The 25,966-nt window shown below is 59.0% G+C and carries 22 protein-coding genes and 2 pseudogenes; 8 read left to right on the top strand and 16 right to left on the bottom strand.

The genetic code is table 11. The annotated features are described in order from the left end of the window. Positions 1-198: 198 nt before the first annotated feature. The 3 genes from ACWKWM_RS20565 to ACWKWM_RS20555 are packed head-to-tail and all read right to left on the bottom strand — an operon-like array spanning position 199 to position 4,789. Positions 199-1,842: a GMC family oxidoreductase gene (locus ACWKWM_RS20565; protein ID WP_483847898.1), complete on the bottom strand. Its 1,644-nt coding sequence runs from the start codon at positions 1,840-1,842 to the stop codon at positions 199-201. Further along, the gene (locus tag ACWKWM_RS20560; RefSeq protein WP_483847897.1) at positions 1,839-3,239 is read right to left on the bottom strand and encodes a purine-cytosine permease family protein; all 1,401 of its coding nucleotides are present in this window, start codon (positions 3,237-3,239) and stop codon (positions 1,839-1,841) included. The genes ACWKWM_RS20565 and ACWKWM_RS20560 overlap by 4 nt, the downstream gene beginning before the upstream one ends. A gap of 59 nt (positions 3,240-3,298) precedes the next feature. Beyond that, positions 3,299-4,789, bottom strand: a complete 1,491-nt coding sequence (locus ACWKWM_RS20555) for an aldehyde dehydrogenase (protein ID WP_483847896.1) — start codon at positions 4,787-4,789, stop codon at positions 3,299-3,301. A 616-nt stretch (positions 4,790-5,405) separates the two neighbouring features. Here ACWKWM_RS20555 and ACWKWM_RS20550 point away from each other — a divergent pair. Then, positions 5,406-6,320, top strand: coding sequence for a LysR family transcriptional regulator (locus ACWKWM_RS20550; RefSeq protein ID WP_483847895.1), 915 nt, complete (start codon positions 5,406-5,408; stop codon positions 6,318-6,320). A gap of 15 nt (positions 6,321-6,335) precedes the next feature. Here ACWKWM_RS20550 and argE read toward each other — a convergent pair whose 3' ends face one another. The 4 genes from argE to ACWKWM_RS20530 form a co-directional block, all read right to left on the bottom strand. Continuing rightward, positions 6,336-7,487 carry an acetylornithine deacetylase gene (gene argE / locus ACWKWM_RS20545; protein WP_483847894.1) on the bottom strand — a complete coding sequence of 384 codons (1,152 nt, stop codon included), beginning with the start codon at positions 7,485-7,487 and terminating at the stop codon, positions 6,336-6,338. Continuing rightward, positions 7,488-8,162 (bottom strand): DUF1028 domain-containing protein, encoded by a 675-nt coding sequence (locus ACWKWM_RS20540; RefSeq protein WP_483847893.1) that lies wholly within the window; start codon positions 8,160-8,162, stop codon positions 7,488-7,490. A 16-nt stretch (positions 8,163-8,178) separates the two neighbouring features. Next, complete coding sequence (locus ACWKWM_RS20535; RefSeq protein ID WP_483847892.1) at positions 8,179-8,607, bottom strand: RidA family protein; 429 nt, start codon at positions 8,605-8,607, stop codon at positions 8,179-8,181. Between the two features lie 129 nt (positions 8,608-8,736). Next, the gene (locus ACWKWM_RS20530) at positions 8,737-10,119 is read right to left on the bottom strand and encodes an aspartate aminotransferase family protein (protein WP_483847891.1); all 1,383 of its coding nucleotides are present in this window, start codon (positions 10,117-10,119) and stop codon (positions 8,737-8,739) included. Positions 10,120-10,356: 237 nt separating this feature from the next. Between ACWKWM_RS20530 and ACWKWM_RS20525 the strand changes: the two genes are divergently transcribed. Further along, positions 10,357-10,977, top strand: coding sequence for a TetR/AcrR family transcriptional regulator (locus ACWKWM_RS20525; RefSeq protein WP_483847890.1), 621 nt, complete (start codon positions 10,357-10,359; stop codon positions 10,975-10,977). A 153-nt stretch (positions 10,978-11,130) separates the two neighbouring features. Next, the gene (locus tag ACWKWM_RS20520) at positions 11,131-12,426 is read left to right on the top strand and encodes a flavin-containing monooxygenase (RefSeq protein ID WP_483847889.1); all 1,296 of its coding nucleotides are present in this window, start codon (positions 11,131-11,133) and stop codon (positions 12,424-12,426) included. A 513-nt stretch (positions 12,427-12,939) separates the two neighbouring features. Here ACWKWM_RS20520 and ACWKWM_RS20515 read toward each other — a convergent pair. The 8 genes and pseudogenes from ACWKWM_RS20515 to ACWKWM_RS20480 all read right to left on the bottom strand — a co-directional run. Beyond that, positions 12,940-13,236 (bottom strand): annotated as a pseudogene (locus ACWKWM_RS20515) (Hsp20 family protein); the annotation flags it as partial. A 315-nt stretch (positions 13,237-13,551) separates the two neighbouring features. Then, positions 13,552-14,924: pseudogene (locus ACWKWM_RS20510) on the bottom strand (transposase). Positions 14,925-15,088: 164 nt separating this feature from the next. Next, positions 15,089-15,307 (bottom strand): FmdB family zinc ribbon protein, encoded by a 219-nt coding sequence (locus tag ACWKWM_RS20505; RefSeq protein ID WP_483847888.1) that lies wholly within the window; start codon positions 15,305-15,307, stop codon positions 15,089-15,091. A 25-nt stretch (positions 15,308-15,332) separates the two neighbouring features. Then, entirely contained in the window at positions 15,333-16,760 is a 1,428-nt protein-coding gene (gene hydA / locus ACWKWM_RS20500) for a dihydropyrimidinase (RefSeq protein WP_483847887.1), read from the bottom strand. After that, positions 16,757-17,725 (bottom strand): dihydrodipicolinate synthase family protein, encoded by a 969-nt coding sequence (locus ACWKWM_RS20495; protein ID WP_483847886.1) that lies wholly within the window; start codon positions 17,723-17,725, stop codon positions 16,757-16,759. The genes hydA and ACWKWM_RS20495 overlap by 4 nt, the downstream gene beginning before the upstream one ends. A gap of 10 nt (positions 17,726-17,735) precedes the next feature. After that, positions 17,736-18,887, bottom strand: a complete 1,152-nt coding sequence (locus ACWKWM_RS20490) for an NAD(P)/FAD-dependent oxidoreductase (protein WP_483847885.1) — start codon at positions 18,885-18,887, stop codon at positions 17,736-17,738. Further along, positions 18,884-20,305 (bottom strand): FAD-dependent oxidoreductase, encoded by a 1,422-nt coding sequence (locus tag ACWKWM_RS20485; RefSeq protein ID WP_483847884.1) that lies wholly within the window; start codon positions 20,303-20,305, stop codon positions 18,884-18,886. The genes ACWKWM_RS20490 and ACWKWM_RS20485 overlap by 4 nt, the downstream gene beginning before the upstream one ends. Beyond that, entirely contained in the window at positions 20,298-20,579 is a 282-nt protein-coding gene (locus ACWKWM_RS20480) for a (2Fe-2S)-binding protein (RefSeq protein WP_483847883.1), read from the bottom strand. Before ACWKWM_RS20480 ends, ACWKWM_RS20485 begins: the two co-directional genes overlap by 8 nt. Before the next feature lie 165 nt (positions 20,580-20,744). Between ACWKWM_RS20480 and ACWKWM_RS20475 the strand changes: the two genes are divergently transcribed. The 5 genes from ACWKWM_RS20475 (at position 20,745) to ACWKWM_RS20455 (ending at position 24,965) form a co-directional block, all read left to right on the top strand. After that, positions 20,745-21,563: a transporter substrate-binding domain-containing protein gene (locus ACWKWM_RS20475; protein WP_483847882.1), complete on the top strand. Its 819-nt coding sequence runs from the start codon at positions 20,745-20,747 to the stop codon at positions 21,561-21,563. 69 nt (positions 21,564-21,632) lie between these two features. Further along, the gene (locus ACWKWM_RS20470) at positions 21,633-22,301 is read left to right on the top strand and encodes an amino acid ABC transporter permease (protein WP_483847881.1); all 669 of its coding nucleotides are present in this window, start codon (positions 21,633-21,635) and stop codon (positions 22,299-22,301) included. Further along, positions 22,301-22,990 (top strand): amino acid ABC transporter permease, encoded by a 690-nt coding sequence (locus tag ACWKWM_RS20465; protein ID WP_483847880.1) that lies wholly within the window; start codon positions 22,301-22,303, stop codon positions 22,988-22,990. The genes ACWKWM_RS20470 and ACWKWM_RS20465 overlap by 1 nt, the downstream gene beginning before the upstream one ends. Then, complete coding sequence (locus ACWKWM_RS20460) at positions 22,968-23,705, top strand: amino acid ABC transporter ATP-binding protein (protein ID WP_483847879.1); 738 nt, start codon at positions 22,968-22,970, stop codon at positions 23,703-23,705. Before ACWKWM_RS20465 ends, ACWKWM_RS20460 begins: the two co-directional genes overlap by 23 nt. Before the next feature lie 21 nt (positions 23,706-23,726). After that, positions 23,727-24,965, top strand: coding sequence for an ArgE/DapE family deacylase (locus tag ACWKWM_RS20455; protein ID WP_483847878.1), 1,239 nt, complete (start codon positions 23,727-23,729; stop codon positions 24,963-24,965). Between the two features lie 39 nt (positions 24,966-25,004). On the opposite strand, the gene ACWKWM_RS20450 is transcribed toward ACWKWM_RS20455, so the two are convergent. Next, the gene (locus tag ACWKWM_RS20450; protein WP_331189787.1) at positions 25,005-25,646 is read right to left on the bottom strand and encodes a GntR family transcriptional regulator; all 642 of its coding nucleotides are present in this window, start codon (positions 25,644-25,646) and stop codon (positions 25,005-25,007) included. Positions 25,647-25,966 lie beyond the last annotated feature (320 nt).

Below are 25,966 nucleotides of genomic sequence, written 5' to 3'. Positions count from 1 at the left end.
AACACTCCCGGAATGATGGTTTTTTTCATGAATTTCGGGGCAGTGGGGCGTAGCGCCAAAAACTGATTACCGGACGGTCTCTGACGGACCTTTTGCCTCTGTTGGGCAGACCTGATGGTCGCTGAAGTCCAGAGGCAGGAAAATGAGTAAATATGTCGTCGCTGACGAGGAAAAAAATGGGCTATGAGCAGCGCCGGATCAACCGACGCTGACCCCACCCGCGACCGCGATGCTGGTCAGCGATCGAGCCACAGGCGCCGGGTGCAGAATCATGTCCGCAGCCTTCTCGCCAATCATGATGCACGGCGCATTGGTGTTGCCGCTGATCAGCGTCGGCATCACCGAGGCATCCACCACCCGCAGACCTTCTATCCCGTGCACCTTGAGGTCCGGGCCGACCACGCTCATGGGATCAACGCCCATCTTGCAGGTGCCCACAGGGTGAAACACGGTCGCGGCGTATTCACGCACGTAGGTCATCCATTGCTCGTCAGTCTGCACCGCTTTGCCCGGCAGCATTTCTTCGCCCCGGATGCCCTCGAACTGTGGGTCCGCCAGCACGCGGCGAGCCAGTTTCATGCCCTCGATCAGGACCTTGGCGTCCGCCGGGTCCGAGAGGAAATTGAAGTCGATGACCAATCGACGGTCACGGGCAATACGCACTTCGCCGATGCTGCCGGGGCGCAGCACACAGGTATGTACCGCATAGCCATGACCCCATTCGAACAACCGCCCACGGTGGCTGCGGTAACCCGGCACAAAGTGAAACTGCACATCGGGAAGCTCAGCAGCCATGGGCGTGCGGGCAAAGCCTCCGGCTTCGACATAATTGGTGGTGAGCCATCCCTGTTTACCGAACAGGTAGCGGAACGGCGAGGTCAGGATGCTTGGCAGCGAGCCCAAGGAAAATCCCAGCGTCAGCGGACTCTTGGAGCGTACGGTGATCAGGCCGTCGAGGTGGTCTTGCAGGTTCTTGCCGACACCAACCAGGTCGTGATGCAGCGCAACGCCTGCGTTTTCCAGCTCTTTGGCCGGCCCTATGCCCGAGGCCAGCAGCAACTGCGGACTGCCCAGGGTCCCTGCGCACAGCAGCACTTCACGACGCGCGGTCAGCGACCTTTCCTGACCCTCGGCCTCCACCAGCACGCCTTTGGCCACACGCTGGGCCAAGATCAGCGACTTGACCGAACAATCGGTGATCACCGTCAGGTTGGGTCTGTCCAGCACCGGCGCAACGAACGCTCGGTAGCTGGACAGGCGCTTGGCATCTTTTTGCGTGAGGTTGTAAATCCCGCAGCCTTCGAGTTCATCGCCGTTGAAGTCATCGTTGCGGCGAATTCCTACACGCTCCGCTGCCTTGACGAACAACCGGGATACTGGATTTGGATCGCGGGCGATGTCCACGTACAGCTCCCCTGCAGTGCCGTGCAGGCGCGGGTTCTGGCCGATGCGGTTGTTTTCGGATTTTTTGAAATAAGGCAGCACGCTGTCCCAGTCCCAGCCCGTGCAGCCAGCGTTGGCCCAGCGATCATAATCGCTGGCGTGGCCACGAATGTAGATCATGCTGTTCATCGAGCTGGAGCCACCGAGGGCCTTGCCACGCGGGGTATGCAGCGTGCGTCCGTTAAGATTTTTCTGCGGCGCGGACAGGAAGTTCCAGCTGTATTTCTTGCTCTTGTACAGGGTGATGGTGCCGGCGGGCGTCTGGATGCGCGGGCTGTTGTCATGGCTGCCGGCTTCGATCAGGCAGACGCTCACGCTTGGGTCTGCGCTCAGACGATTGGCCAGCACGCAGCCCGAGGAGCCGGCACCGACGATCACATAGTCATAGTCAGTTTTCATGCGGTCTTCTCCACTTGGCTGAGCGCTTGACGGTGGCCGCGACGTCGACTTGCGAGGTAGTAGACCGGTGAAATCACCACCAGCCCGATGATCCAGGAAATGTCCGCACCGCCCATGGCGTTTGCGATCACGCCGGTATAAAGCTCAGTGGCCATGAACGGGATCTGCACAAGAATACCCAGCACGTAGCAACCCACCGCCGTCCAGTTGAAATAGCCATAGATGCCTCCGTCACGACGGAAGAATGAGTCCACGTCATAGCTGCCATGGGCGATCAGGTAGTAGTCCACCAGGTTGATCGCGGTCCAGGGCACCAGCACGTAGAGCAGCAAGAGGATGAAGTTGGTGTAGTTGGCCATGAAGTCGTCCTGGCCGAGGAGGGCGAGGGTGAGGGAAATCGAGAACAGTACCAGCGCCGTCACAGCCCTTGAGCCCGCGCCCGCAGACCATTTAGGCACCAGGGTCTGACCCACAGTGATCGCCGAAAGTGTGCCGCAGTAAAGGTTCATGGCGTTTGTCGCGGCAATGCCGATGGAGAACACGGCCACCACCAACGTGGCGATACTGCCGGTCATTTCGATCAGGCCGGCAATGATGTCGCCTTCAACGCTCAGGCCGACCGTGACCCCAAGGGCCATGGGCAGGATCGAGCCCAGGCAGCATCCCCAGTAACTGGACCAGAAGGCTGACTTGCCGCCGGTGTCGGCAGGCATGTAACGCGAATAGTCCGAGACATACGGCGCGTAGGCCAGTTGCCAGAGTGCGGCGATCGACAACGTCCCAAGGAAGCCCTGTACGTTGAATGCGTTGCGCTCCATAAAGTCGACCGGCAGACCGTGCACGCCGATGATCCAGATAAAACAAAGCAGCAGGATCGCCCCGGACACGTAGGACATCACCCGCGTGTAAGCGTGGATCAGCCGGTAGCCAAACACCGTAGCGATGACGCTGATCACGCCCACCAGCACAATGCCTTGATTGGTGCTGAACAGCGGATAGCGACTGTGCAGTGATTGCCCGCCCAGCACCAGATTGGAGGCGAAGAACCCCAGGTACATGATCACCACCAGAGCGACCACCAAAAGCGAGCCATAGGAGCCGAACTGGCCTCGGGTCTGCACCATCTGAGGGACGCCCAGTTGCGGGCCCTGAGCCGAGTGCAAGGCCATGAAAATCCCGCCGATCAGGTTGCCGGCGATTAGCGCGACCATGGCAGCGATGAAGGGCAGCTTGAACACTGTGACGGCTAACGCCCCGGTGACCACGGTCAACAGCATGATGTTGGAACCGAACCAGATGGTGAACAGGTCCCGGGCGCGCCCGTGCCGCTGGTCTCTGGCGATGGGCTGAATGGTGCTCAGTTCGAGGGTTGCCGCGCTGGAATCGTTGTCTTTCATGGGTTTCTTCCGCTGTGGTAGCGCCCGGAGACATGGCCCGGGCATGAAGTTATGGCTGTTTAGCGCAATTGAAACCAAGTGGTTTTGAGCTGGGTGTACTTGTCGAACGAATGCAACGACAAGTCACGGCCGAAACCTGACTGCTTGCCGCCCCCGAATGGCACGCTCACGTCGAGCGCATCAACGGTGTTGACCGACACGGTACCTGCGTTCAAGCGGCCCGCCACACGGTGCGCGCGATTGAGATCGTCGGTCCATAGCGAGGCCGCCAGGCCATAGATGTGGTCGTTGGCCATTTTCACCGCTTGATCTTCGTCGTCGAACGCGGTGATCGCCAGCACCGGGCCGAAGACTTCCTCGCGAGACAGGCGCATCCCGGGCTGGACGTGGGTGAACAGCGTGGGCTGGATGAAGTTGTCGGAGCCATTGATTCGCAGGCGCTCACCCCCCGCCACCAGGCGTGCTCCGCTAGCGTTGGCTTCGGCGATATAACCCATCACGCGCTCGGCCTGACGGGCATCGACGATGGCGCCCATTTTGCTATTGGGGTCCAAGGGATCACCGGGCTGCCAGTCACGGGTTTTCTCGATCAGGCGCTCGACGAATTCATCGTGAATAGAGCGCTGCACCAACAGTCGTGAGTTAGCGGAGCACACTTCGCCCTGATTGAAAAAGATCCCGAACGCTGCTTTTTCCGCCGCAAGGTCAAGGTCCTGACAGTCGTCGAAGACCAGATTCGGACTCTTGCCGCCGCACTCTAGCCAGACCTGCTTGAGGTTGGACTGCGCCGAGTACTGCATGAAGTACTTGCCCACTTCGGTGGAGCCGGTGAAGGCCAGAGCATCGACGTCCGGGTGCAAGCCCAACGCGCGTCCTGCTTGCTCGCCCAGACCCGTAACCACGTTGAGTACGCCATCCGGAACGCCTGCTTCCAGAGCTAGTTGTGCCAGGCGCAAAGCGGAAAACGGTGACTGCTCGGCCGGTTTGAGGACCACGCTGTTGCCCGCTGCCAAGGCTGGGGCAAGCTTCCATGCCGCCATGTCCAGAGGGAAATTCCATGGCACCACCGCGGCAATCACCCCCAGCGGTACTCGCGTGATCGTGGCCAGGACATCACGGCCGGTCGGAGCGACCTGGTCGTACAATTTGTCCAGGCTTTCGGCATACCAAGCGAACACTTGGGCAGCGCCAGGTACGTCGATCATGTACGCATCCATTACCGGTTTGCCCATGCTCAGCGAATCCAGCAGCGCCAGTTCTTCGCGATGGGCAAGAATCAGCTCCGACAGACGCAGAAGGATGACTTTGCGTTCCCGAGGTGCCATGCGCGCCCAAGGGCCGTTCTCAAAAGCGTGACGCGCCACTCTTACCGCCACATCGACATCGGCGTCCGAGCAGGCCGCGACTCGGGCCAGGAGACTATTGGTGGCCGGGTTAATGACTGCAAAGGTGCTGCCGTCCTGGGCGTAATGAGCCTGTCCGCCAATATGCGCGGCATCGATGAAAGGCTGCTTTTTCGCCAGGTTCTGCCAGCTGTTCAGGTCGTTCACTGCACACTCCAAAGTAGCCCCGCCGTGGCTATGTCCACGGTCAATGGACCGATAGTGGAGCAAGTGGCACGGCATACGAAATGAGTAAAAATGTGTTCGTACGCGATAAAAAAACTCATTAGTCGTGCGCTGTTTTGGTGCGATAGAAACGCGCTGCAGGGGGTGGGTTGAATGCGAAACCGGTGGGAGCGGACCTGTCCACAAAGACTGCCTGCTTGCCGCCAGAAATTCATCGCTCATGCCACCCCCTTCGCGGAAAGGTCCGCTCCCATGTAAGGGGGCTAGCCGCCAATCCTGTAGGAGCTGCCGAGCCCGTGCGAGGCTGCGATCGGGATTTTGACTGACACAACCCTTCGCAGCCACGCTGGGGCTCGGCAGCTCCTACAGTGTTTTGTGTCCGGCGCAGAGAAGTGGGCTGCAATAAACCGGCGCAATGTTTTTAGCATCAAGCGCCATGAAATTGCTGGTTTCGCAGGGCGGGGTCCTGGCGGCAGAATCGAACGCCTGAGCGGTGATGATCGCGGTTCAGAGCCCGATCGACTACCCTGCGAACCCACGAAACACTTCATCGTTGCGCCCTGTTTTGATGCATCGATTCATGACTCCTGAGGAACCCATGGCGGCTTACAACCTGCGACAACTGAAATATTTCGTGACCACGGTCGAGTGCGGCAGTGTGGCCGAGGCTTCTCGCAAGCTATACATCGCGCAACCTTCGGTTTCCACGGCCATCAAGCATCTGGAAGAAAGCTTCGGCGTGCAGCTATTCATTCGCCACCACGCTCAGGGTGTGTCTCTGACGCCCAGCGGCGCGCGGTTTTATCGCAAGGCGCAGGAGCTGTTGCGGGTGGCCCACGAGTTTGAGCAGAACGCTCTGGCCGACAACGATGTGGTCTCCGGGCAAATCGACATCGGCTGCTTCGAAACCGTCGCGCCGTTGTATCTGCCGCGTTTGATTGCAGGTTTTCGGGAGCGCTGGCCGGGCGTGGAAATCAGGATTCGCGATGGCGAGCAGCAAGAACTGGTCCAGGCGCTGACGTCGGGAAGCATTGATCTGGCGATGCTGTACGAGCATGACTTGGACAGCACCATCGACACCGCCCCGTTGATGGCGCCGCAGCAACCCTATGCTCTACTCCCCGAAGGCCATCGCTTCGCGCACCAGGCCAAGGTATCGCTCAATGATCTGGTGCTTGAACCCATGGTGCTGCTGGACGTGCAACCTAGCCGGACCTATTTCGTGAGCATCTTCGAGGAGCGCGGACTGACCCCGAATATCCAGTTCAGCTCGCCGTCCATTGAGATGGTGCGGGGCATGGTCGGGCGCGGGTTCGGTTTTTCGATCCTGGTCACCCGGCCGCATTCGGAATTTACCTACGACGGGCAGAAGCTGGTGTGCGTGCCGTTGGCCGAGCAGGTCACCGGCTCCGGGTTGTCGGCGGCTTGGCTGCGCCGTTCACAACTGACCAAGCCGGCGCAACTGTTTGTAGACCACTGCCGTGAAGTGCTGGCGCCCAAGACGGACGCCTGATCCGGATAAGTGTGTTCAGCTTTGCAGGGATTGCGCGATGCGGTCGAGCATCGCGTCGCAGGCGGCCAGTTGCTCGATGCTGACAAACTCATCAGGCTTGTGACCCTGATCCATGCTGCCCGGACCGCAGACCACTGTGGCAATACCGATAGCGTCGAATAGCCCGCCTTCGGTGCCGAAGGCCACGGTGGTGAATTCGCTGGAGCCACAGAACTGCGCAATCAAGCGCGCAGCCTCGCCCTGGCTGTCGGTGGCCAGGCCCGGATAGGCTGACAATTCTGAAAATCGGATGGCACTGTCGGCATTCACGGCAAGCATCCGCGGCAACACTTCCTGCTGAGCATAGCGTTGCAGTTGCTCGGCCACTTCTCTTGCATTCTGCGCTGGCAGAGCCCTCACTTCGAAATCGAAACGGCAGTCGGCCGGCACGATGTTCAGCACTTTGCCGCCGCTTATCACGCCAGTCTGTACGGTAGAAAAGGGCGGGTCGAAGCGCGCATCGTGCAGTTCCGGGGCGCGCAGTTTCGAGCCGATGCGCCCCAGCTCACCGATCAACTCGGCCGCGTACTCGATCGCGTTGACACCCTGGGGCGCGTAAGCCGAATGACAGGCCGCGCCGTGCACGTCGCAGCGCATCGCCAGTTTGCCCTTGTGGCCGAGCACCGGTTTGAGTTCGGTGGGTTCGCCAATGATGCACAGCAGCGGTTTGTGCGCACGGTGCTCAAGTTCGGCCAGCATGGAACGCACGCCCAGGCAGCCAACCTCTTCGTCGTACGACAGGGCGATATGCAGGGGCATCCGCAACGGTGCGGATAACAATCGGGGAACGGCGGCCAGCACGCAGGCGATGTAGCCTTTCATATCCGCGGTGCCACGCCCGTACAGCTTGCCGTCGCGCTCGGTCAGTTCGAACGGTGGGGTGGTCCACGGCTGGCCGTCCACCGGCACCACATCGGTATGGCCGGACAGAACGATCCCGGGGCGATCGTCCGGACCGAGCGTGGCGAACAGGTTGGCCTTGGAGCGGTCGTCGTTGAAGATCAGCTCACAGGGCACGTCCCATTGCGCCAAGTAATCACGCACGAATTCGATCAGGTGCATATTTGACTCGCGACTGGTGGTGTCGAAGCCGATAAGGGCGGCCAGCAGGTCGCGGCTGCTGCTCATTCATTCATCCCCCGGCACGCCATAGCTGGGCGCCTTTGTTGGGTCCAGGGCGCGTACGATGTAATCCTGCATCTGCGGGCTGTAGTCCGTCCACAGTTGGGCGAGCTTACCAATGGGGTCGTCATCTGCCCAGTCGACCCGCAGATCAACGATGGGCCAGGTCAACTCTCCCACCACAACCAGCGCGGCGGAGTGTACCGGACCTGCCTCACCACCCGCAGCCATCGCAGCCTGCATCGCGGCCAGCAAACGATCGGCCAGCTGCCCGCCGCTGTTTTCGAAGGTGCGCACCAGGGTTTCGACCACTGAACGGTCGGCGAGCATGTTACCAGCGCCGACACATTGTTCGCCTGCGAGCGCGTTATGGGTGCCCAGGGTTTCACTGCCGCTGAAGTGTGCGGTCCGGCCCATGTGATCGATTGCCGTGATCTGGCGGAATTGACTGTAACCGTTGCTGGTCAGTGCCTTGTCCAGCGCCTGATCAGGCGCCAGCCCGCTCTCGAGGTGGTCAAGTACGTGCGGCCCCAGTGCAGGCAGGGTGATGTTTTGCGTGGACACCGCGCCGACACCTGGACGCAGCCAGGGACAACGGGCGCCCACGGCAATGCTGGAGGAGCTGATGGCAATGCCCAACTGCCCGGTTTCGGCGCAACGGCCAACGATGGAAAACGTCATGATGGGTTAGTCCTGATCAGGAATTGACAGCGTCCGGAATGACGGCGATCACATCGATCTCCATCAACCACTCAGGTTGCCCCAGACCGGAAATAATCAAGCCGGTGGAAATAGGGAACACGCCCTTAAGCCATTTACCGACTTCCTGATAGACCGGTTCCCGGTAACGAGGGTCGATCAGGTAGGTGGTGGTCTTGACGATATGGCTCAGGTCGCTGCCAGCTTCTTCAAGCAGCTGCTTCACGTTCTTCATCGCCTGTTCGGCCTGGGCGCGAGCGTCGCCCAGGCCCACCAGTTTGCCTTCAAAATCAGTGCCGATCTGACCGCGAACATACACCGTGTTGCCGGCGCGAACGGCCTGGCAGAGGTCGTTGTCCAGCGACTGGTTCGGATAGGTCTCTTTGGTGTTGAACATGCGAATGCGGGTGTGGGTTGGCTGGCTCATCCGGGTTTCCTCGGTTCGGTTGGACATGAGGTCATTCTGTCGATGCCCGCCGGTGGACGAAACGAGGTTTTTTGTGGTGCTTGGTTATGTAAAAAATGGTTAGACCTGTCGAAGCCGGCCCGTCGTCGGTTAAAGCCTTCCGTATTCCCGCGCGGTGCGGTCCACGGCGATGCGGGTCTTGTCGATCAGCTCGTCTAGCTCTATCCGGGTGGCGACCAGAGCTGGCGCCATGATCATCCGGCCCAGGGTGGAGCGAATAATGACGCCTTCTTCGAAGCCGATGGTCCGGCAGCGCCAGGCTATGTCGTTCTCGTTGACGAACCGTTTGCGGGTGGCCTTGTTTTCGGAGAACTGCAGTGCCGCCACCAGCCCCACACCTTGCACTTCACCTACCAATGGATGGTCGGTAAACAGCTCGCGCAGGCACTGTTGCAGGTAAGGCCCCGTGTCGTTGCCGACCTGGGTCACCACGCCCTCGTCGCGCAACGCCTTCAGGTTGGCGATCGCCACAGCGGCGGCCACCGGATGCCCTGAGTAGGTGAGACCGTGGGCAAACACGCCGCCTCTTTCCACCAGCGCTTGGGCCATGCGTCGTGACAGGATCAGGCCGCCCATGGGGATGTAACCGGAGGTAAGGCCTTTGGCGATGGACAAGGTGTCCGGCTCGAAACCGAACGTCTGGTGGGCGAACCACTCGCCGGTCCTGCCGAACCCGCCGATGACTTCGTCGGCGCACAACAGCACGTCGTATTGGCGGCAGATGCGCTGGATTTCCGGCCAGTAGGTGTCAGGCGCGATGATCATTCCGCCTGCGCCCTGGAACGGTTCGGCGACAAACGCTGCGACCTTGTCGGCGCCCAGTTCCAGAATCTTTTGCTCCAGCTGGCGCGCCGCCCGCAAGCCGAACGCCTCGGGGGTGAGATCACCCTCGTGAGCGTACCAATAGGGTTCATCGATGTGCGCCACGTCAGGAATGGTCCCGCCCATGTCGTGCATGAACTTCATGCCGCCCAGCGCCGTCGCTGCCAGGGTCGAGCCGTGATAGCCGTTCCAGCGGCCGATCATTATCTTCTTTTCCGGCTGGCCCATGACCTGCCAGAACTTGCGCACCGTGCGGATCAACACCTCGTTGGCTTCGGAGCCGGAGTTGGTGTAGATGGCATGGCTGTAGTGATCGGGCAACAAACTGAACAGCAGCTCCGACAGCTCGATCACCGCCGGGTGGGTAGTGTGGAAGAACATGTTGTAGTAGGGCAGCTGCTCCAGTTGAACGCTGGCGGCGGCCGCCAGATCCTTGCGTCCGTAACCGAGGTTGGTACACCACAGGCCCGACATCCCGTCAAGATAGCGATTGCCGTCGTTATCCCACAACGCCAATCGGTCACCCTTGACCATCACCCGTGGGCCTTCTTCGTTAAGCGACTTCTGGTCCACGAACGCGTGAATGTGATGGGCGGCGTCGCTGGCCTGGTACTCGAGGGTCGTACGGGCAGGGCTGAATTCTGGGGACATGATTTTCTCCTGTATGAGCGCGCAGCCGGTGCACAGCGGCCAAGGGTTAGCGCTCATCTGGTCCGGAACGGGGACCGGAACAGATCCGGGATGAATAATTGTTGCCAGCTAAAAATATTTTTGTAAAGAAAACATTTTTCGTTGCAAATAATTGTCCGTAAGCTGCACGCCAATGCCGCTTGCCTGGAAGGGCCCGTAGGGCTTACCTGCGATGGCTGTGCGTAATGACGAGGCGAAATGACCGGACTCAGAGAAAGGCAAAAAGAACAGCGGCGGCAGATGATTGCCGACGCCGCGCTGGAATTGTTCAAAACCGTCGGCTTTGAATCCACCACTCTGGAGCAGATTGCCAGCATGGCTGGCGTCTCAGCGCCTACGGTAGTGAATTACTTCGGTGGCAAGCAGGAAATTCTCCTGGCCCTGCTCAAGCAGCCTGACGAACAGGCCATGCGCGACGCGCGCTCGCGGCTGGGCGAGACCCGCGATCCAGTGCAGGCGTTGTGTGAATTAGAAGGGCTCATGACCACCTACCAACTGCGCGCGATGCCCGCTGCGCTCTGGCGGGAGCTGGCGCCGTATCTGTTCACCGGCGAACTGGCGCAGAAGCTGCAGCCTTGGAATGTCGCGGTCATCGAAGAAACCAAGGCGCTACTGCTGCACTTTCAACAGCAGGGCGCTCTGGACGCGTCTGTTGACATGGACGTCGCCGCCACCGTGTTTAACCAGTACGCCAACATAGCGTTCATACGGCTGGCGACCGAGACAATGCCGGACCGTGAAGCCCATGCCCGGCATATGCGCAGTTTCCTGACGCTGATGTGCCACGGCATGCTCCAGGGGGGAGTCAGTCCGATCTGACGGGCGCCCCCCAAGCCAGGAGATAGACCCGTCGCGCGGGACCTTTGATACCAGCCCTAGTTTTTTCCTGCTTTGCGACGACAAAAAACATAATTTCGCTCTGCCGTGTATCTGAACAGAATGCAGCGAATTGCCTCTGGGAAGGACACAGACATGTCAGTTGGAAAGCTGGAAATAGATACGCTCATCGTTGGCGCGGGCCAGGCAGGCGTCGCCATGAGTGAGCATCTGAGCAAACTCGGCGTGCCTCATCTGGTCCTTGAGCGCAACCGTATCGCAGAAGCCTGGCGCTCTGGGCGGTGGGACTCGCTGGTTGCCAATGGCCCAGCCTGGCACGATCGCTTTCCCGGCCTTGAGTTCGACAACCTGAGCGCCGACGGCTTTGCACCGAAAGAACAGGTGGCCGACTATTTTGAAGCCTACGCCAGGAAATTCAACGCGCCGATCCGCACCGGCGTGGAGGTGAGGAAGGTTGAGCGCAATGTCGGGCGGCCGGGTTTTAACGTTGAAACTTCGCAAGGCGTGATCGACGCCTGCCGTATCGTGGTTGCCACCGGCCCGTTCCAGCAACCGGTGATCCCGTCGATTGCCCCGAAAGATGAGGGGCTCACTCAGATTCACTCCGCGCAATACCGCAATCCGCAACAGCTGCCCGAGGGCGCCGTGTTGGTAGTAGGCGCTGGTTCATCCGGGGTGCAGATCGCCGATGAGTTGCTGCGTGCCGGTCGCCAGGTCTACCTGTCGGTCGGGCAGCATGACCGTCCGCCACGTGCCTACCGCAACCGCGATTTCTGCTGGTGGCTGGGCGTGCTGGGTGAGTGGGATGCCACCGTGATGAAGCCGGGGAGGGAACACGTCACCATCGCTGTCAGCGGTGCCCACGGCGGTCGCACGGTGGATTTTCGCGGCCTGGCGCATCGCGGGATGAACCTAGTGGGGCTGACCCGGTCCTTCGCCGATGGTGTGGTGACTTTTCAGCCAGACTTGGCCGATAACCTTGCACGTGGCGATGAAAACTACCTGGCGCTGCTGGATGCGGCTGACGCGTATATCGAGCGCAATGGTCTGGACCTGCCGCCAGAGCCCCAGGCACGCGACAGTTTTCCGGACCCCGAATGCGTGACCCGGCCACTGCTCGAACTTGACCTGGCCAAGGCTGGCGTTACCACTATCATCTGGGCCACGGGGTTCACCACCGATTACAGCTGGCTGAAAATCGATGCGTTCGATGACAACGGCAAACCGCAGCACCAGCGCGGCGTGTCCACTGAAGCCGGCGTGTATTTCCTCGGCCTGCCGTGGCAGTCGCGTCGTGGCTCAGCGTTCATATGGGGTGTATGGCACGATGCCAAGTACGTGGCCGACCAGATCGCGATACAGCGTCAATACCTTGCCTATCGCGATGCCACGCAATCCCCGCAGGCCGTTTCCGAAACGGCCGCTGGATAATCGCCTCGCGCGCTGCCCGCGGTGATCTTTTAGTCGCGAGGCAGTCTGCATGCGCGCGGCCTTACCAGACCCACCCTTGGAACCCTCTCGAACCTCACTTTTGTTCTGCCCTCTTTGAGGGCAGGATCGTTTTCGGTCGTCGATTTGTACCCGTCGTCATCACTATTTTCATGCAAGCTTTAGAAGGCCAACAAGTGCTGCTTGGCGGGCGCTCCGTTTTCCGCCGTTACCCTAACGCGATGATCGTGACAACACCCGTTCGCCATTTCGACGGTGCCGATAGCTGGGCATATCTAGACTAGACCGGGCAATGTGTATTGGCCGGACGCCTCCAATGCACATGCTACATACGCGGATAAGTGCCTAACGCGAACTTGTGCCCGAAGGCAGCAGACAAGCAGATCCAGTCCTGGACGCAAAAATACGAACCTCTCGTTAGCTAGCCAAAACCATTGGCACCGAGGGCGAGCAGACCAACGAAATGGGGCGATTTGTCGAAGGCCTCATTTTGGCTTACTGCAAGCTAACCGGCTTTGGATCGGGCTTCTGAGAGCCGCTTATATTAATACGCCGTGGTTTCGCTTCCTCCGGCACTACGCGGATCAGGATGATACTCAACAAACCGTTCTCTAAGTATGCGGTTTGCACTTCAATGTGATCTGCTAAGTGGAACGATAATCGGAAAACCCCTTGGGCAATGCCTTGGTGCAGTTAAGTGACCCCTGTCTCGTTTTCGCATTTTCAGCCGACGACAGTTAAAACACCTTTCTCGACCTGAATTTCGAGTTCTTGCTCAATCAGACCAGCTGCGTATTGGTGCGATATGTGCGAGCGCCTGGCTGAAATCCGGGCATAGGGTTGTGGAGACAGGATTGAAATGAACCGCCGATGAGTTTTGTGAGACCGGTGGCCTAAACTCGTGGCGCTCACGAGTTCCCGCTGTGCGCTCAATGACCGCTATTGGCCGATTCTGTTGAAAAAGTCGGATTTTCAAACTGGAACATGTCGAGATTGATCGTCTCTTCAAAACCTGTTCACCACGTTGCGTAGCTTTTCGGTTCTGCGTTGATCGATGCAGCTCGGTCGATGGGTTGATTTGAAGGTTCTTGCTGATTCCAGGCGTACCTATCTCGTAGTCGGTGGCCCTTGAGAGGTCAGTTTCGCCAGTCTTCTTAGATTCTGTACCGCAGCCGCCAAGGTAAATTCGTCGTTCGCCCCGGTCATTCCTCGTAGTCGTAACCGATCCAGTTTCAGGATTCGTTTGAGGTGAGCGAACAACATTTCGACCTTCTTGCGTTGATGGCGAGAGCACACGTATTGAGGTGTCTTTGCAATGCGCCGCGCAACATCGCGCGCTGCTTCATGGACGCTGCGTGCGATTTTTCTAAACGAAGTGTTCGGGCAGCAGCGCCCTTTCATTGAGCATGTAGCACAGTCGATTTGCCGGGATCGAAAGATGATGGTGTCGGATTTCGTGACATGTGAGCGCTGGTTCTTGAAGCCCCGCCACTCGCTACGCAGGGCGTGCCCCGTGGGGCAACGATATTCCTGCGCTTCTTCACTCCATTGAAAATCGCTGATCGAGAGGCTGTCGTTCTTGCGTTCGGTTTTGTCCCAAACCGGCACATGTGGCTCGGTGTCTTTTTCGTCGACCATCCAGGCCAGCATCGGTGCGGCTCCGTAAGCGGTATCGCCGATGAGCCGGTCAGGCTTGATATCGAACTGTTCTTCGACCCGCTCGATCATGGTCTTGGTGCTCTCGACCTCGGCGGTTCGATGAGATGGGGTCGGCTCCACATCCACGATCACGCCATGCTCGACATCAATCAGATAGTTCGTCGAGTAAGCGAAAAACGCCGGGCCTCCTGGCGCTGCGGTCCAACGAGAAAGTGGATCAGTCAGTGACAGGCGCTTGGGCATTGCTTCGGCCAACGCCTCTTCATCCAGCGCTTCGAGGTACTCACGCACGGCGCGAGTACTCAGCTACGGATCGCTCCAGTTGACCTCTTCGTTGCCGGGTACGCCTCTTTGCCGACTGGCGCCTGCCTTGATGACACTGGCGTCGACCGTAAACCCTTCGCCCTTGACCAGACCTGCGAACATGCAGCGACGCAGCACCTCGTTGAACAGCAGCGAAACAGCGAGCTTTCGCGAAAACGACCGTGGCGGTTCTTGGAAAACGTAGAGTGATTGGGGACTTCGTCTTCGAGGCTCAAACGACAGAACCAGCGATACGCCAGGTTCAAATGAGCCTCTTCGCACACCCAACGTTCAGAGCGAATGCCGTAGCAGTAGCCCAACACCAACAGGCGAATCATCAGTTCGGGATCAATCGAAGGTCGCCCGATCGGGCTATAAAAATCGGCGAGATAGTGGCGCAGATCGCTTAGATCGAGGCATCGATCAATGCTGCGCAGGAGGTGATTGGCTGGGAAGTGATCTTCAATGTTGAACGAATAGAACAGTCTCTCTTGTCTGCTCGACAATTGTCCCATCATGCTGCGAATCCTCCCGCTGGCCGATGACCTGATTTTGCCGCAGGCCGAGCAGGAGATCTACTTTTTCAACAGAATCGGCCGATTGCAGCCTGTCATAACCTGATTAACGCTCATTGATGAGAACGGGGCGAAGGTACACCTTACCCGCCGTCCCGTTCAGATCTTCAACAACATGAACAACCCTTGGAGTGGAGCGCTGTGGCGACTCGCGTGTCAGGATCTGACGGCGCCACGCGATGCGTCAGCAACGTTGGCCGCAAATTGAGGATCCTTGAGCAAACGGCGCCGCATTTTCCGCAATGAGCTGGGTCATTACGATCGTCCAAAGCGCGCCTTTCTTCGAACACGCCGCACTGTTCACATTGGTACTCATAGATGCCCATGGTTGATGCGATCCCCAGATGTCGATTACCAGTACTTGCCCAGCTCTCCTCGGGCCATAAACTTGCCTTGGCCCGTGTGACCGACCCATGCGTCGCCATCGACCAATAACTGGCCACGCAGCAGCACCTTCTTGACCCGCCCGTGGACACGATGGCCTTCGAACAAGGTGAAATCGCAGTCGCTATGCTGTGTTTTAGCGCTGATGGTGTGCGCCTCATTCGGGTCGAATATCACCAGATCAGCATCGCTGCCTACGGCGATTGTGCCCTTGCGTGGGAACAGCCCAAACAGTTTGGCCGGGGCAGTGGACATCAATTCGACGAAGCGGTTAAGCGAAATGCGGCCAGTACGCACGCCCCCGTCATAGACGACCGTCATGCGGGTTTCGACCCCCGGCACACCGTTGGGTATTTGCGAGAAGTCGTCACGGCCGAGCGGCTTCTGATTGACCTTGCCCAAGTGCCCTTCCTTGAGACAGTAGGGACAGTGATCGGTCGACACCAGTTGAAGATCGTCAGTCTTTAAGGCTGTCCACAACGCGTTTTGTGAATCCTTGGAACGCAGTGGTGGACTCATGACGAAGCGTGCGTGTTCGTAACTGTCCTGCTCGTCGGTCTCTGCGTAGGAGGATTCATCGAAAAACAAATAATGCGGGCAGGTCTCAGCGAAGACCGGGATGCCCAGGTCGCGTGCTTCAATCACATGCTTGAGTGCTTCCTTGGCCGACAGATGCACGAAATAAACGGGTGCTTCTGCCAGCTCAGCGAGCTTGATGCCGCGGTGGGTGGCCTCGCCTTCGAGAATGGCAGGACGGGTCAGTGCATGGTGGCGCGGCGAGGTGTGACCCTTGGCGATGGCTTCGCGAATCAGCAGGTCGACCACGGTGCCATTTTCAGCGTGCAGCGCGATCATGCCCCCATGCTGTCCGACCATGCGCATGGCTTGAAAAATAGACGCGTCATCGGACATGACCGTTCCGGGATAGGCCATGAACATCTTGAAACTGGAGACCCCCTCATGGCGGATTGCGTGCTGCATGTCGGCCAGCACCTGAGCGTCGACTTCGGTGATGATGACATGAAAACCATAATCGATATTGGCCGCACCGGAGGCTTTCGCTTGCGCCCGTTCGATAGCTTGCAGCGGACTGGTTCCCGTTAACTGCAACGCAAAGTCAATGATGGTAGTGGTCCCGCCATAGGCTGCAGAGCGGGTACCTGAGGCGAAGTTGTCGGCGGTCACCGATGGGCCGAAAGTGTTTTCCATGTGGGTATGACAATCGACCCCGCCTGGAAATACCATCATCCCGGTCGCATCGATTACTTGCGTGTCGGAACTCACGGACAGCTGGCGGCCGATGCTGACGATCTCCTCACCGTCCACGAGGATGTCAGCGATGTAATCGTCGACGGCGGTGATGATGCGGCCACCACGAATCAAGATAAGGCTCATAGTGCACTCCGGGCTGGAAGGGTGTCGTTGTTGAACGCGCACGCGTGATTCAAAACATTTTCAAGGTGCGCGTACTGCTGCGTATCCAGCAGTGGCACCGGCGGACGTACGGCGGCTTCAGGAAAAAGGCCGAGCATGTACAGGCAAGCTTTGAGCCGCGCGTTGGCGTGCATACCTGGCGCCTTGCCATAGATGGCCTGGGCGAGCGGGTAAACGTAACCGTGCAGGCGTTGGGCTTCGGCCAGGTTTTTCTCGGCCACGGCGCGATAGAGCGCGACCACCAGTTCCGGAACCACAGCCGCGAGGCTGACCACGCTGCCTTCGGTGCCCAGAACGAAGCAGGTCAGCAGGTGTTCGTCGCCCGAAGCCATGACCGCCACGTGAGGGGAGACGTCCTGGATCAAGCGGCGATTAGCTTCGTAGGCGGCGGTCTCCCAACTGCCTTCCTTGACCGCGATCACTTCCGGCAACCTGACGAGCGCCTCGAGCATTTCTGGTGTGTAGGCCATGCCGCCGGTGCCGACGCCCGCCTGATAAAGCATCATCGGTAGCCGCGCGTTGGCATTGGCGATGCGATGGTGGGTCATTACCGTCGCCACGTCGGTGGAAAGCGACCAGGAGTAGGGAGGAAACAACAGCACCACATCGGCCCCGGCTTGTTTCGCGTCGTCGGTATGGATTTGTGCCTCAAAGCTGTCTTCGGCGTTGACCCCGGCAACGAGGATTAGCCGGTCGCCACATACCGCCTTGGCAATCTCCACAACCCGACGCTTGTCGCTGCGCGATAGAGCAACATTTTCACCGGCATGCCCATTGATCAGCAGCCCGCAGATGCCGTCTACCGAAGCGATCTGGCGCAGATAGCGTTCCAGGCTTGCTTCATCGAGATGACGGCCGTCTTTGTCCAGCGGACATGGAGTAGCGGCGTAGACGCCGTTGAACGGATTTGAATGCGCAGGGATCATGACAATACTCTCACGTGTTCGGGGCAGTGGCGGCAGGGGGCTGGAGCAGTCGAGCCGGATCGAAAAGGGGCAATTCGTTGGTTTCTCCCAGCATGTGTCGGGCGAGCAACTTGCCCATGTAAGGGCCGCTGGTGTAGCCGGAGTGAACGCAACCAATGACGTAGGCGTTGTCGAGTCCCGGAAGGGCGCCAAGCATCGGCATGGCGTCATCGGTTTCTGATTCGAGCCCCAGCCAGATGCGCGCCACCCGGGCATTGGCTAACTCGGGGATGACGTGTTGGGCCAGTCGCAGGTTGCCGATCAGGTTTTTGGGGATCGTCTCGACCCCTCCGCGCTGGCGATCGCCGATGCCCTGCCAGCCCCCGCCAATCAGCACGCTGCCGTTGGCGAACTGCTTCATAGACAGCAAACCACTGGCGATGCTGAGCACGGAACGCATCACCGTGGGCATACGTTCGGTGACGATCAACTGGTTGACCAACGTCTTCACCGGGATGTGCAGGCCGAGCATTTCCAGCAGCGGCTCAAGCCAGACGCCGCCAGCCATCACCAGTCGGGTGGCCTCGAACCGGCTGCCCGTAGCTGCGCTGTAAACGCGATAGCCACCCTCGATGCGTTCAATGCGGCTGACGGGTGTTTGCTCGACAATGCGCACGCCGGCCTCGGTCAGCGCTGCGTGATAGGCACGCCCGGTAAGGTACGCACTGGCAAAACCGTCGGTAGCGCAGTAGGCCGCTTCAAGTACCTGATCGCTAAGGCCAGGTTCGATGGCGCGCGCCTGAGCGGGGCTGAGCAGGTCAATCTGCGCTCCGTATTCGCGCCGGGCTGCGGCACGGGCTTTGAGAATGTCACGTTCGCCGTCGGTGTAAGCCAGTGACAAACCGGGTGCCGGTGTGGCGAGCACGCCCTGTCCAAGCCATGTGTCAGTCTGCATCCACATTTCCCAAGCCTTGATGGCATAGGGCACCAGGGCCGCACGGGTCATGTGTAAGGTCAGCGTACCGGCATTGACCCCGGACGCACCGCGACACAGCGCATCACGTTCTACCAGCACGACGCGCATACCCGCCCGCGCCAAAAACAGTGCGGTCGTGCAACCCATTACACCGCCGCCGACTACGCAGACATCAAATTTATGAGCGATCGAGTGAGTGTTGTTCACAGCGGAGCCGCCTTGGGAATCGGGATGTCGGTGTAAACGAAAGTACCTGTAAGGGCGGCAATGGACAGAGGGCGAAGGGGCGTGCGGGCGGAAAAAATTCCCACCTGATCCCGCGCTGTCCTGTGATGCGCGGCGAGCAGTTCCGCCGCGACGTCGCCACAGGTGCGACCCTGACAGGGCCCCATCCCGCAACGCGTCCAGGCCTTTAACTGATTGACGTCACAGGCGCCTGCAGCGCAGGCGGCATCGATGTCGGCTCGGGTCACGTCTTCGCATCGGCAAACAATGGTTTCTGGGGTAACGCTGTCGACATGACCTGGACGCAGGGCCATCAGCTGGGCCATCGACCTACCAAAGCGCGCCGCCCGGGCATGCTGGCGTTGCGTTATTTTGAGCGTGTTACTTAATTGTCCGGAAAGATCGGCACCTAGCGACAGCGCGCAGGCCAGGCCCGCCATTGCACCATGATGGGCTGCCGCCGCTGCACCCGCGATGCCTGCGCCATCACCTACGACGTACAGTCGTTCACGTGAAGTCAGCCCATGCGTATCGGCTTTCGCGATCCATCCGCCCGCTGCTCGGGAGTAGTGATGCTCAGCACGTAGCAGGCGAGTGATGTCGGATGAGGGCGTCAAGCCGTGGCCGACGGCTATGCAGTCGGCAAGCAGACTAATTCGTTCGCCGGTAACGGGCCGGCCCGCGCTGTCGCAGGGGGCGAGGACGGCGCGCAATTGTTGTCCTTCAGGGCTGACGCTGATTAACGTATGGCGGGCGTGCAACGGCACCCCGGCGCGCCTGATCGCCAACGCCCACTTCACGCCCTGGCGCAGGATGTCAGGACGCGACAACAAAGCGGGCATGGCACGACCCCAGTCAAGTGGGCCCGCCAGATCGGCGATGGCCACGACAGTGCCGCCTGCTTTGAGCGTGCCAGCAGCGACCGCAGCCAGTAATGGGCCGCAACCCGCTACAAGAGTGGTCTTGCCCGGAAGAATCTTCTGCGATTTGAGCAGGATGGTTGCAGCGGCAAGGCCGATCACGCCGGGCGTGGTCCAGCCTTCGAAAGGCACGACGCGCTCAGTGGTGCCCGCCGCAACAATCAAGGCTTTCGAGGAAATACTGATCGGGCCGTCAGAACCCGCGGCGTCCACCTGAAAGTCAGCAGTGACCGCCCAGGCCGCATATCCGAAATAAAGTTTGACTGAACTGTTGTTCAGCGCTGCCCGCAGTGCGTTGCCCGTGGCCGACTCTGGGCTGTCATCCGAACCGTCGACTACAGCCGGCGCCCTGTATACCTGTCCGCCCGCTGCATTGTTTTCATCGACAATCGCAACTCGCAGTCCGGTTCCGGCGGCGGCCAGCGCCGCGTTTATGCCGGCAGGGCCTGCGCCCAGAACGATGACGTCAAAGTCAGTCATGCGCACCAGCCTGCGGCACCACTGAAACGCTCAGACCCGCTGCGACGGGCGTCTGGCACGCCAGCACTCGACGTCCATCGACCATCACCAGGCATTCCTGACACGACCCCATCAGGCAAAACATGCCTCTGGGCTGTTGCGCTCGGGGGCTTGCCCGCAACACTTTCACGCCGCTGGCGAAGAGGGCTGCAGCAACGCTTTGTCCGGACAGCGCAGTGTAGGCGGTGCCATCAAAGCGGAAAGCGACTGTAACGCTGCGGTGTGCATTTTGCATGGCGATTCCTATGGTTCGTACAGGCCTTGAGCAAGGGCCTGCTTGACAAGCGATTCGCCATGCTATCGTATATGTTCGGTATACGCAAAATACTCGAACGATAGATTTTATTGTCTTCTCGCCCGTTTTGCCCCTGACCTGATGTATCTCCCCGGAGCAACAAATATGAGATCACCGTCTACCCTGAGCCGCTTGTTTACCGCAGGGATCGTCGCTTGTGCGCTTCTGGGCGCCATGGACGCCAGCGCTCGCTCGCTTGATGAGATCATGGCTTCAAAGAAGATTATCTTCGGTGTCAACCCGAACTTGCCCCCGCTCGGGGTGTATGACGCCCAGAACAACATTGACGGCTTCGATGTCACCGTTGCCCGGAAGATCGCCGACTCGCTGGGCGTAAAACTGGAAATCGTGCCGATCGGGTCAAATGATCGGGTTCCGTTTCTGATGGCCGACAAGATCGATGCGGTCATGGGCGGCATGACGCGCAACGCCGACCGGTTGAAAGTGGTGGATTTCACTAACCCCGTGAACACCGAGGTGCTGGGTGTCCTTACCACCGAAAGCAAGCCTTACACCGATTGGACCCAGCTGAATGACCCTGCGGTGCGGTTGGTGCAGGTGCGCGGCACCACGCCCATTAAGCTGATCCAGGAAAAACTGCCCAAAGCCCAATTGCTGATTCTCGACAACTACCCGGACGCCGTGCGTGCAATTTCCCAAGGCCGGGCTGATGCACTGATTGATGTGCTGGACTTCATGCTCAGCTACACCAAGAACTACCCGACGAAGTGGAAGGTGGTAGACGCGCCTATCGAAGTTGACTATGACTGCATCGGCATCCAGAAAGGCAATACGGCCCTTGCCGCACGCTTGAATACTGAACTGGCTTCGCTGCATTCATCGGGATTCATTGCCACGAGCTGGAAGAAATGGTTCGGCAGCGCCATGTTGCACGACCCCACCACCTCACCCACGGCTCAGTAATTCAACGACAGCCACGACGGGGCACGCTTGATGGAGCAAGCGCCCCTGCATGGCAGGAACCTTCCCTGAATGAATTTGAATTTTGAACCGTTGCTTGAGCAGTGGCCCTATTTACTGGGCGGTGCCTGGATCAGCCTGCAAATCGCGGTTTCGGCTTTTGCGTTAGGCATGATCGTCGGGCTGGTGTGCGCCTCGGTGCTGCGTTATGGGCCGCGCTGGCTGCGTAAGATCATCAGCGGGTACGTGATTTTCGCGACCAATACACCACAGTTGGTGCAAATCTACTTTCTGTTTTTTGCCTTGCCTGAAGTTGGCATCACCCTGTCGCCGTTTACGGCGGTGCTGATCGGCGCGACGTTCAATGCCGGTGCCTACCTGTGTGAGATCCAGCGTGCAGGCTTTGATTCTGTGCGCAGGATGGAGATAGAGGCGGCCGAAGTAATGGGGTTTTCCAGTGTGCAGATAGTGCGTTACGTCATTCTGCCCCACGTCTTGAAAGTGATGTTTGCACCGTTATCGAATCAATTCATCGTCATGACACTCGGAACGTCGATGGCCTCGATCTTTGGCGTGGAGGAACTCACCGGGCGCAGTTTTAACCTCAGTTCGCAGACCTACCTGTCTGTTGAAGCCTTCTCGGTCGCTGCCGTGCTGTACATCGTCATTACCTTGATCGCGACATTATTGCTGGCAGCGGTGGGGCGTTACGTCTTCCGTGCCAAGTTGAAGGCTTTCTGATGTCCGACGCTCATATCGCCGAAATCGCGCAGTTGTTCTCCTATTACAACGTGCTGTTGTTGCTCAAGGGTCTAGTCGCCACGTTCGTGCTGTCGGTTGTGGGATGCCTGGCCGGGTTCATCTTCGGGTTTGGGATCGCGGTCGTACGCTTGACGCGCTCGTCGGCCATGGCACCGTTGCGTGCGCTGGCGTACGTGTACTGTTTTCTGTTCCGACGGATCCCGTTCCTGATCACCTTGATGCTGGTGTTCTTCGCCAGCCAGTCCTCAAAACTGGGGCTGTCGACTTTCTCGGTAGCGCTGGTGAGTGTGTGTCTGATCGCGGCCGCTTATCTGGGGGAAATCATCCGCAGCGGGCTGGAATCAGTGCATCGCAATCAGTGGGAAGCAGCGCAGACCCTCAACTTCAATTACCTCGAAACGCTGCGCTTCGTCATAGTGCCCCAGGGCTGGCGGATCATCGTTCCACCGACGTTCAGCTTCTTTGTGATGTTCATCAAGGATACGGCGCTGGCTTCACAAATCGGCGTGATGGAGATGACGTCTGCAAGCAATGTGCTGACCAGCAAAGGTTTTTCTGCGGCGCTCGTGTACGGCACGATATTAGTCCTGTACTTCGCGCTCTCTTACCCGTTATCGCGCTTTGGTAAGCGTTTGGAGAGAAAACTTGCCGCAACTCGAAATTGTTGAACTCAAGGCATCATACGGCGCACAGAGTGTGCTGGAACACATCAACTTGTCGGTAGAGAAGGGTGAGATTGTCAGCCTGATCGGCCCTTCAGGCTCAGGCAAAAGCACACTGCTGCGGGTGCTGATGGGCTTGCTCCCCCCGGTTCAGGGCAGCGTCCGGCTTGATGGAGAGGCGGTGGACTACGCTAATAAAGCTAGCGTCCGTGCCTTGCGCGCAGACATTGCCATCGTGTTTCAGCAGTACAACTTGTTCCAGAATATGACGGTGCTGGAAAACGTCATGATCACGCCCACAAAAATCAAAGGGTGGCCGCGGGAGCAAGTGCAGGCCGATGCGATTCGGCTGTTGACCCGTGTCGGATTGGGTCATCGACTCAAGGCCTATCCCGACGAGTTGTCCGGCGGACAGCAGCAGCGCGTGGCGATTGCCCGTGCGCTGGCGGTCAAGCCCAAGGTATTGCTGCTAGACGAAGTGACGGCGGCGCTGGACCCCGAGTTGGTCAACGAGGTGCTGGACACCATTCGTGAGCTGGCGGGCGAGGGCATGACGATGTTCATCGTGTCCCACGAAATGAGTTTCGTGCGGGAAATCTCTTCCAAGGTGGTTTTCATGGCGGACGGCCTCGTTGTAGAAGTCGGCTCGCCGCAGGTCATTTTCGACGCGCCCAACGAACACCGCACCCGGGAATTCGTCGGCAAAATTCTGCGTCATTAACATTTTCCAAGGATATTCTTCATGAGCCAGACGGTTTCATCTTCGTTGCTATGCGCTGCCGTTGACGACCAGTTTCCAACGCAGATCGAATTTCTCGCGGACCTCGTGCGCCGTCCTTCCGATAACCCGGCAGGCGACTGTGCCGAGCACGCTGAAACCACCGCGCTTGCGCTGGAAGCGCTGGGGTTTGCAGTGGAACGCCATCGCGTGCCGCTGGACGAAGTAACGGCCGCAGGGATGCTCAGCGCGACCAATCTGGTCGTTCGGCATCGCTTTGGCGACGGCCCAACCATTGCCCTGAATGCCCACGGTGACGTTGTTCCACCTGGCGAGGGCTGGACTGCCGATCCCTACGGCGCGCAGATTCGCGACGGCATGATGTACGGCCGCGGCGCGGCCGTGTCCAAGTCTGATTTCGCAACCTACGCGTTTGCCCTCAAGGCGTTGATTGATTCGGGCTCGCTACTGGCGGGCACCGTCGAACTTCACCTGACCTACGATGAAGAGACCGGCGGTTTGATCGGTCCTGCCTGGTTGTTGAAAAACGGCATCGTCAAGCCCGACTACGCCATCTGCGCCGGTTTTACTTACGCGATCACCACGGCCCACAACGGCGCGATTCATCTGGAAATAGTTGTGCGCGGCAAGTCCGCCCACGCCGCGCGGCCAGATACCGGCCACGATGCCATGGAGGCCACAAGCAAGTTGCTGACCGCGTTATACGGGTATCGTGACACGCTGGTGAACATTCGTTCGCAGACGCCGGGCATCGATCATCCGACACTGGTGGTGGGATTGATCGAGGGCGGGATCAATACCAATGTCGTGCCCGACCGCGTCACGCTTCGTCTTGATCGACGAGTCATCCCCGAAGAGAAAGCACAGACGGTACTGCTTGAACTCAAAACATTGATCGCATCTGCCGTTGAAGGATTGCCTGGCATCACCGCCGAGGTGCGTGAGGTACTGGTGACTTCGCCGCTGTACATGCTCGACGGAGCCGAGCGTCTGACGTCTGCATTGCAGCGCGCCGCGAAGCAGACCCTGGGTCTGGACATTCCCACCGAAGGCGTGCCGCTATACACCGACGCGCGTCTGTACTGCGAGGCGGGCGTGCCGACAGTCATTTATGGCGCGGGGCCTCGCAGTCTTCTGGAGGCCAACGGTCATCGCGCGGACGAACGAATAGTCTTGGAAGATTTGCGAATCGCCACCCAGACGATCGCGATTACGCTCAATGATCTGCTGACGCCGGGCTGAAAAAACAACTTTAGCCGCGCCACGCCTTCACCGGGCGTCCTAGCTGATGCGGTCGAGTACGAACAATCGCAGGTTTTGCAGGTGATTGCGGACGCTGTTTCGGGCTGCCTCGACATCATCGGCGAGGTAGGACTCGAGAATGGCCAAGTGCTCAGCCCGATCTTCTTCAATTCGGTTGAACGGGCTGACTAATTCGAAAAGGCGACTGTGGGTCCGCACCTGTTCAATCAGCCGGGCCAATACTGGATTGCCCGATGCGTGTGCATACATCGTGTGCACCTGATCGTCGATTTGCCAGTGGGCCGGTTCCTGCTGCCCTTTGCCCAGGGATTTGAGTTTTTTGATCAGTTGCTCGATCTGACGTTTGTCGATCTTGCCCATCGCCAACCCGATGGCCTCCATCTCTAGCAGCTCTCGAACCTTCATGGTTTGAAAGTATTCCTGCGCGCTTACGTAGCGAACGGAATACGAGCGCCCACCTCCGCGCACCAGCAGCCCTTCGCCTTCCAGGCGCAGCAGGGCTTCACGAAGAGGCGTGCGTGAAATGTTCAGCTCTTCGACGAGCCGTCCTTCTACGACGGGTCCCCCCGTACGAAGCACCTTTTCCAGGATCATCCTGCGAAGCGTTTGATAAGCGAGCTCGGCTAACTTATCGGAGGGATTTGCAATAGGTCGTGTCACAGGCAAGCACTCAAAAACTTTGCCGAAGTATACGAGAGATATGCGCAGATGCGCAGCTCACCGCTGCTGGTACATTTCGTACGGGTCCACCTGATTACGAGCGTGGCCCGCTTAGCGTCGTTGAATTTTTTTGAGGGCCTGCGAATTGAATCTATTTTTTTGCTTCTCGGCCTGCGGTTCGGTAGATGTCAGGTGTGCAGCTCGCGAAAGGGCTGACCCGACTCCCGCAGCGTTTGGGCTGACGCGCAGAAATGGCTAAGTGAACAGGTACGTCCTCAAAACCGCATGTGAGATATGGATATACTGTCGGTCCGAATAAT

Source organism: Pseudomonas rosaeacicularis, from assembly GCF_057128745.1.
This window is presented reverse-complemented; position numbering and strand designations above follow the sequence as displayed.

What these genes read in the sequence shown, in the direction of transcription:
- ACWKWM_RS20470 (WP_483847881.1), top strand. Translation starts at nt 21,633, where the DNA reads ATGAATTTGAATTTTGAACCGTTGCTTGAGCAGTGGCCCTATTTACTG.
- argE (WP_483847894.1), bottom strand. Translation starts at nt 7,487, where the DNA reads ATGAGCAGCAGCCGCGACCTGCTGGCCGCCCTTATCGGCTTCGACACC.
- ACWKWM_RS20525 (WP_483847890.1), top strand. Translation starts at nt 10,357, where the DNA reads ATGACCGGACTCAGAGAAAGGCAAAAAGAACAGCGGCGGCAGATGATT.
- ACWKWM_RS20520 (WP_483847889.1), top strand. Translation starts at nt 11,131, where the DNA reads ATGTCAGTTGGAAAGCTGGAAATAGATACGCTCATCGTTGGCGCGGGC.
- ACWKWM_RS20505 (WP_483847888.1), bottom strand. Translation starts at nt 15,307, where the DNA reads ATGGGCATCTATGAGTACCAATGTGAACAGTGCGGCGTGTTCGAAGAA.
- ACWKWM_RS20480 (WP_483847883.1), bottom strand. Translation starts at nt 20,579, where the DNA reads ATGCAAAATGCACACCGCAGCGTTACAGTCGCTTTCCGCTTTGATGGC.
- ACWKWM_RS20465 (WP_483847880.1), top strand. Translation starts at nt 22,301, where the DNA reads ATGTCCGACGCTCATATCGCCGAAATCGCGCAGTTGTTCTCCTATTAC.
- ACWKWM_RS20475 (WP_483847882.1), top strand. Translation starts at nt 20,745, where the DNA reads ATGAGATCACCGTCTACCCTGAGCCGCTTGTTTACCGCAGGGATCGTC.
- hydA (WP_483847887.1), bottom strand. Translation starts at nt 16,760, where the DNA reads ATGAGCCTTATCTTGATTCGTGGTGGCCGCATCATCACCGCCGTCGAC.
- ACWKWM_RS20530 (WP_483847891.1), bottom strand. Translation starts at nt 10,119, where the DNA reads ATGTCCCCAGAATTCAGCCCTGCCCGTACGACCCTCGAGTACCAGGCC.
- ACWKWM_RS20485 (WP_483847884.1), bottom strand. Translation starts at nt 20,305, where the DNA reads ATGACTGACTTTGACGTCATCGTTCTGGGCGCAGGCCCTGCCGGCATA.
- ACWKWM_RS20535 (WP_483847892.1), bottom strand. Translation starts at nt 8,607, where the DNA reads ATGAGCCAGCCAACCCACACCCGCATTCGCATGTTCAACACCAAAGAG.
- ACWKWM_RS20560 (WP_483847897.1), bottom strand. Translation starts at nt 3,239, where the DNA reads ATGAAAGACAACGATTCCAGCGCGGCAACCCTCGAACTGAGCACCATT.
- ACWKWM_RS20455 (WP_483847878.1), top strand. Translation starts at nt 23,727, where the DNA reads ATGAGCCAGACGGTTTCATCTTCGTTGCTATGCGCTGCCGTTGACGAC.
- ACWKWM_RS20495 (WP_483847886.1), bottom strand. Translation starts at nt 17,725, where the DNA reads ATGATCCCTGCGCATTCAAATCCGTTCAACGGCGTCTACGCCGCTACT.
- ACWKWM_RS20565 (WP_483847898.1), bottom strand. Translation starts at nt 1,842, where the DNA reads ATGAAAACTGACTATGACTATGTGATCGTCGGTGCCGGCTCCTCGGGC.
- ACWKWM_RS20550 (WP_483847895.1), top strand. Translation starts at nt 5,406, where the DNA reads ATGGCGGCTTACAACCTGCGACAACTGAAATATTTCGTGACCACGGTC.
- ACWKWM_RS20540 (WP_483847893.1), bottom strand. Translation starts at nt 8,162, where the DNA reads ATGACGTTTTCCATCGTTGGCCGTTGCGCCGAAACCGGGCAGTTGGGC.